The 6042-nt window shown below is 50.3% G+C and carries 5 protein-coding genes; 2 read left to right on the top strand and 3 right to left on the bottom strand.

Features of this window, described 5'->3' with window-relative positions:
- Nucleotides 1-265: 265 nt before the first annotated feature.
- Nucleotides 266-1450, bottom strand: coding sequence for a MalY/PatB family protein (locus FS806_RS13850; protein ID WP_313960585.1), 1185 nt, complete (start codon nt 1448-1450; stop codon nt 266-268).
- 253 nt (nt 1451-1703) lie between these two features.
- On the opposite strand from FS806_RS13850, the gene FS806_RS13845 reads away from it, so the two are divergent.
- Nucleotides 1704-2630: a thermonuclease family protein gene (locus tag FS806_RS13845; RefSeq protein WP_144937440.1), complete on the top strand. Its 927-nt coding sequence runs from the start codon at nt 1704-1706 to the stop codon at nt 2628-2630.
- A 24-nt stretch (nt 2631-2654) separates the two neighbouring features.
- Here the strand turns inward: FS806_RS13845 and FS806_RS13840 are convergent, their stop codons facing one another.
- Together FS806_RS13840 and pdxR are read right to left on the bottom strand one after the other, a co-directional pair.
- Nucleotides 2655-3422, bottom strand: coding sequence for an HAD-IIB family hydrolase (locus FS806_RS13840; RefSeq protein WP_144937438.1), 768 nt, complete (start codon nt 3420-3422; stop codon nt 2655-2657).
- 245 nt (nt 3423-3667) lie between these two features.
- Entirely contained in the window at nt 3668-5053 is a 1386-nt protein-coding gene (gene pdxR / locus FS806_RS13835) for a MocR-like pyridoxine biosynthesis transcription factor PdxR (protein WP_260982080.1), read from the bottom strand.
- Between the two features lie 304 nt (nt 5054-5357).
- On the opposite strand from pdxR, the gene FS806_RS13830 reads away from it, so the two are divergent.
- Entirely contained in the window at nt 5358-5912 is a 555-nt protein-coding gene (locus FS806_RS13830; protein WP_144937433.1) for a helix-turn-helix domain-containing protein, read from the top strand.
- Nucleotides 5913-6042: the final 130 nt, after the last annotated feature.

The following is a 6042-nucleotide window of genomic DNA, read 5'->3' as shown; positions in this document are numbered from 1 at the left end:
CGATTATGGGGGTGTTTCTCAAAAGTCAAGAGGTTTTCGTGATATTTAGCGAAATATTTTCTAACAATTGACGTTATGACTGATTACCAATTACTTACTTGAACTGCATAGGTCATGCTATATAAAATACAGTTAAATCCTCGTTACTGCGAGTAGACCAGTCAAATCAAACCTTTTCGCTCTGCGAAAGTTAAGTCTTAAGTTCCAGGCTCCCCGCAAAGTACCTGTAATACCCCTCGAAGGTTATGCTTCACTTCGCGGGATTTTAATTTGTACGTCCACGTACGGCACGTGTGAAGCGCTCCAGCCCCTCCAGCAGCAGAGAGCGGGGGCAGGCGATATTGACGCGCAGATAGCCCTCGCCTTCCGCACCGAATCCGGAGCCTTCGCTGAAGGCTACCCGGGCTTGCCGGAACATAAGATCCTTCAATACAGAGGCTTGCGGCGAGATGTTCCGGCAGTCCAGCCAGACGAGGTAGGTTCCTTCGGGACGATAGGCTTTAATTTCGGGGAGCTCCTTCTCTACATACCTGAGAACCGTCTCCACGTTTTCTGCCAAATACTCCAGAAGCTGATCGAGCCAGGCTTCGCCGTAGTTGTAGCAGCATTCGACGGCCGCAACGGCGAAATAATTTTCCGATTGGAGCGCCAGCGATCTTTGCTTGCGCTTAAATAGTCTGCGCCATTCCGGATTCGGAATAATCGCGCTGGAGGATTGTAACCCGGCAATGTTGAAGGTCTTGCTGGGGGCGATACAGGTCACGGATTGCTGCGCAAACGCCTCGGAAAGCGAGGCAAAAGGAGTATGTCGGTGTCCGCGATAAATAATGTCGCCATGGACTTCATCAGACAATACGATAACATTGTATTTCAAACATAGCTGCCCTAAAGTATGAAGCTCCTCCTTGGTCCAGACGCGGCCGACCGGATTGTGCGGGTTGCACAGAAGCAGCATTTTGACCTGTTCCTCCGCCATCTGACGCTCCATAAGCTCGAAATCCATCTTGTAGCTTCCGTCTTCAATCTTCAGCGGATTGCGGACGATGACGCGGTCATTCAGCGTAATAATATCGTAGAACGGGGGATAGATCGGCACCTGAAGCATAATGCGGTCCCCGGGCCGGGTCAGGACTTCAATCAGCATGCCAAGCGACGTCACTACTCCCGGGCTGCTGCAGATCCAGTCCTGCTTCAGGCTCCAGCCGTGGCGCCGCTGCTGCCAGCCGATAATTGCATCGTAGTAAGATTGAGGACGGATGGTATAGCCATAGACGCCGTGCTCCGCCCTGCGGATCAGAGCCTCTTTAACCTCCGGCGGGGATTCGAAATCCATGTCGGCCACCCACATCGGAAGGATGTCCGGATATCCGAACAGCTTCTCCGCCTCGTCCCATTTGCTGCAAGCCGTACCGATCCGGTTAATCACTTGATCGAAATTGTATTTCACCATGCTCGTCCTCCTTGTTTTTCAGTGGGTCAATATATTTGATATAAATATTCCAAATAAACGATTGAAATATCGATTTTTCCAGAAAACACTCGATGGTGATTCATTGAATATTATAAAGGAACGAATCCTTTATTCAAAGGGATTGTTCCAGAGCTATCAGAGGATGGAAATATATGTTTGGTAATCATGTACAAATATAGATATGATGGAAAATTGGAGTTATATATATTGTACATATGGAGAGAGACAATGCATGAGAAAATGGATCTTGTTTTGCATGATCATGTGGGGCAGTCTGGCCATTCTGACCGGCTGTGCGAAAGGGCCGTCCCTTCAAGGAACTCAGGCATCGACAGGTGTTGAGAGCCAAACCGGATCGGGCTCCCTTGCCCAAGAAGGGGATGAGGACCAAGCCCGCCGGATTCCTGCGCAAATTGTTCGGGTAGTGGACGGGGATACCGTAGAAGTCAGTATTGACGGCAAGCAGGAGAAGGTTCGTCTCTTGCTGGTCGATACGCCGGAAACCGTTCATCCGAACAAACCGGTCGAGCCTTTCGGTCCCGAAGCGTCCCAGTTTGCCAAAGATACGCTGACGGATAAGGAAGTTCAGTTGGAAATGGACGTATCGGAAAGGGATAAATACGGCAGGCTGCTTGCTTATCTGTGGGTGGACGATCAAATGTTTAATGAAATGCTGCTTGAGAAAGGGCTGGCCCGTGTCGCTTACGTCTATCCGCCTAATGTGAAGCATGTCGACCGGTTCAGAGAAATTCAAAAGCAGGCTCAGGAGAAGGGCATCGGCATCTGGTCTATTGAAAATTATGCCCTGGAAGACGGGTTTAATCAGAAGGCTGCTGCCAAGGCGGAGCAGAGCGAGGCCGACGGTCAGGGCACAGCCGGGAAATCCCCCGAGCCATCCCCATCCGCTAAACCGCCTAAATCCTCAGATCAGATCAAAGCTGAGGAGCCGGTCAAGGAAGAAGAGTCTTCTTCCGCTGTCGCCGCCGGGGAGCCGGCTGCGGCCTGTGAAGAGCCGACCATTAAAGGTAACCATAGCTCCTCAGGAGATTGGATCTATCATGTTCCGGGCGGCCAATTTTACGAAAAGACCAAGGCGGAGGAAATGTTTTGTACGGAAGAAGAGGCTGTCGCCGCCGGATATCGAAAATCAAAAAGATGACGAGCAAGCACATTCGCTTGCTCGTTAATTCTTGTCGGCCCCGGCGGCAAGCTCGGTAAGCTTATCCCTCAGCTTGCTCTCAAATTGTTCATCGATGTCTAATTGATCGGTGGCCACGCCGGCAAGCAGGGGATGATTGCCTACCAGCACCGAGCGGGCCGCCTGACGGAACAACGGAAGATCGTTCGTATCGTTGCCGAAGCAAACGGTGCTGCCGGACGACAGGCCGAAAGCTGCGACGGCATTCCACTTGTCTACGCCGCAATCGGTAATATCGAGCACTTCTTCTAACGAATGATTGTGAAGGTTAATGTCCAGAGCCTTCACTTCTTCTTTCAGCCGCTGCGGATCGGCGCTTTCCGTAACCAATATTTTGACCGGCTGCCGGACCTCATCCAGACGAATGCGATTTGCTTGCTTCAAAGGATCGACCCTGGACAAGAAGGAATGATCCTCCGCTCCTTTATAAGCATAATCCCATTCGGTGTCGATCAAGTAGGAGGCTTGGAAGCGATCCAGCAATTGAGTGATGCGCTGAAAGAGCGGACCGGGAATAGGACAAGCCCGGATCAGCTTGCCTTCGTAATAAGTGACGGCCCCGTTTCCTCCGATCAGCAGGTGATGATGAAACCTTTCGTCGAGAACCGGAAGAATATCGCGGCTGTGCCTGGCAGAGGCAAAGGCAATGAAGTGACCTTGTCGCTCCAGCTCGCAGAGGGCATCCAGAATACCGCGTGACACAGGCTTTCCATGGAAGCAGATGGTACCATCTATATCGAATACAAAATTCATGGCAGTTTAGTCTCCCTTTCAATAATATCCTCACGAATGACGGCAATGGCTCTTTAAGGGAGGCTTCCGCTTGCAATTCGCAAGACTTGGTTTGTAACGATCTCCCTAGGCGCAGGTATAAAATTTAGTAATCAACCCACGTATAAGCAGTGTGCCGTCATGTGAAGAGCGGCTAAGGAAATCATAGCCTGTCATGCGAGAAGTTGAAAAGGGACAGTTTCATCCGGGCTCACCGGGACAAGGCTTTAAGAAAACCAAGCTTTTGCCAGCCTTTGGATCCCGTCTTTAATCTGTTTTTCCTCCATGGCCCCATATCCAAGAAGTACGGTGGGGTACGAGGCAGGATCCCGGAACCAGTACCGGGAAGTTTCGTAAACTCTGATCCCGGCCCGCAATGCCGCGTCGATCAGCTCTTCTTCCGAACGTTCCGTCCTGACGGTCAGAAAAAGATGCAGCCCGGAATCCTTTCCTCTCATGATCGCATGATCGCCCATATATTCGGTGACGGCCTGGAAGAACAGCTCTCTCTTGCGGGCATAGCTCTTCCTCATTCTCTGCACGTGCCGGAACCAATATCCGGTTTGCAGAAAGTGGCTGAAAGTCAACTGATCGATAACCGAAACCGGCTGATCATATTCCGGCATCCGTTCTTTAAAAACGGGTACCAGGGAAGGCGGAAGCACCATGTAACCGAGATTAAAGACGGGAAGCAGCGCTTTGGAAATCGAGCCGAGATAAAGAACTTTACCCGTAGAATCCAAGCTGTGGATGGAAGGGATAGGGTGTTCGTCATATTTGAATTCCCACTCGTAATCATCCTCGATCAGATAGCTCGCTTTCTGCAGCCACTGGACGAGCTCCCTTCTCTTGGACAGAGGCATAACCATCTTATGGATAAACTGTTGGGAAGGGCTGACATAGGCAATATTGGCCGAGCTGCTGCGGAGGGCCTCCATCTCCATCCCATTGTCCGTGAGAGGGATCCCTTTGACGGTAAATCCATAGTTGATAAAAGTATTGCGGGAGCCGTCATATCCCGGATTTTCTACCGCTATTATCGAAGTGTCCCGGTTCAGAATTTGGCAGATCAGCGTCACCAGCTGCTGCGGTGTCGCACCGATAACGATTTGCTCCGGCGTGGCGGCGATTCCTCTGGAGGAATGCAGAAGATGGAGGATTTCCTGCCTTAACACAGCTTCACCCTGGGAGTTGCCCACTACACTGTATTCGTCCATGCAGCCGTGGATAAGCTCATTGCGGAGCCTGTTCCAGTTGGCGAAAGGGAAGTCGCTCAGCTTGCAGTTCCCGTATCGGAAGTCGTAGACGATCGGATGCGCAGAATCCTCCTGAGCAATCTCCGGAAGAGCAGAGGGAGCGGCCGTCAAGGTTCTTTCCAACACCTTATAACCTTTGCGGGGAATGTTGTCCACGTAACCTTCGGACTGGAGAAGCTGGTAGGCGACCTCTACCGTATTTTTGCTAACCCCCAGCGATTCCGCGCATTTTCTGATGGAAGGTAGCAGAACCCCCGGAGCGAGATGGCCCTCGTCTATCTCCGTCTTAAAATAGTCGTAGATTTGGTAAAATAGTGGTCCGTTCTCTGACTGCAAGTGGATAGCATGATCGGTCACCGCTCTCACCTCGATAAACTTTTAAATAGATTCAGTGTATTGTATTATATTATCAAATATAATAATATTACTATATACGATAATAAAATTGGATGTCTGGAAATTCACGCCACTTGCCTTGAATTAGAGCGATATCAATTTTGATAATAGTCGTGGAGCCAATTCATTTCCCGTACAAGCACCGCGCGCGATGGGAGATGATATGGTATGCTCCATTATATATTATATAATAACAGGTTGCCGGTCGGACTGACGGATGCTATCCTCAGTATGACCGTTTGATGAGAGAGAGGGAACAGGAATTATGGCGGAAAACAAAGCGGAGGTCGTTCTCCATCCGATCCGTATGAGAATTATTCAGTGCCTGGCCGATGGAGAGCAGTTAACCGCCCAACAATTAAACGAGAGAATGCCGGACGTGCCTCCGGCTACCCTATACCGGCATCTCAAGAAGCTGCAGGAGGCGGAATTGCTGGTCATTGCGGAAGAACGCCCCAATCGCGGCACATTGGAGAGAGTCTACATGCTTCCGGAGCATGCGGAAGGCATGTCGGTGGAAGAACTGAAGCAAGCCGGTCCGGAGGATCATTTGTCCTATTTTATTAATTTTATGGCCCAAATTATCGGGGATTACGCACGCTATGTACGCCATCCGTCCTTCGATCTGTTTCAAGATGGCGTCATTTACAGACAGATGCCGCTCTATTTATCCGACCAGGAGAATCTGGAATTGCTTCACAGAATTCGGGAGCTGATGCTTCAGGCGGCAGAGAATGAGCCGACGCCGGAGCGGCGTCAACGGTTGGTGACAACGATCGTCTTTCCGGAGCCGGGTCCGGACGCGGAAGGCAGTGAATAGCTGGTCCGGACATTTATCGTTTTGGAAAATCTATAATTTTTACACGAAATTTATAAATTTTCCCAGTAGAATGCGCAAGCCTCACTCCAATATAATTGGAATAAGCAAGTTCCCGTATATTGGATGAGGA

The organism is Paenibacillus sp. 32O-W (assembly GCF_007679495.1).
Taxonomy (GTDB): domain Bacteria; phylum Bacillota; class Bacilli; order Paenibacillales; family NBRC-103111; genus Paenibacillus_L; species Paenibacillus_L residui.
This window is presented reverse-complemented; position numbering and strand designations above follow the sequence as displayed.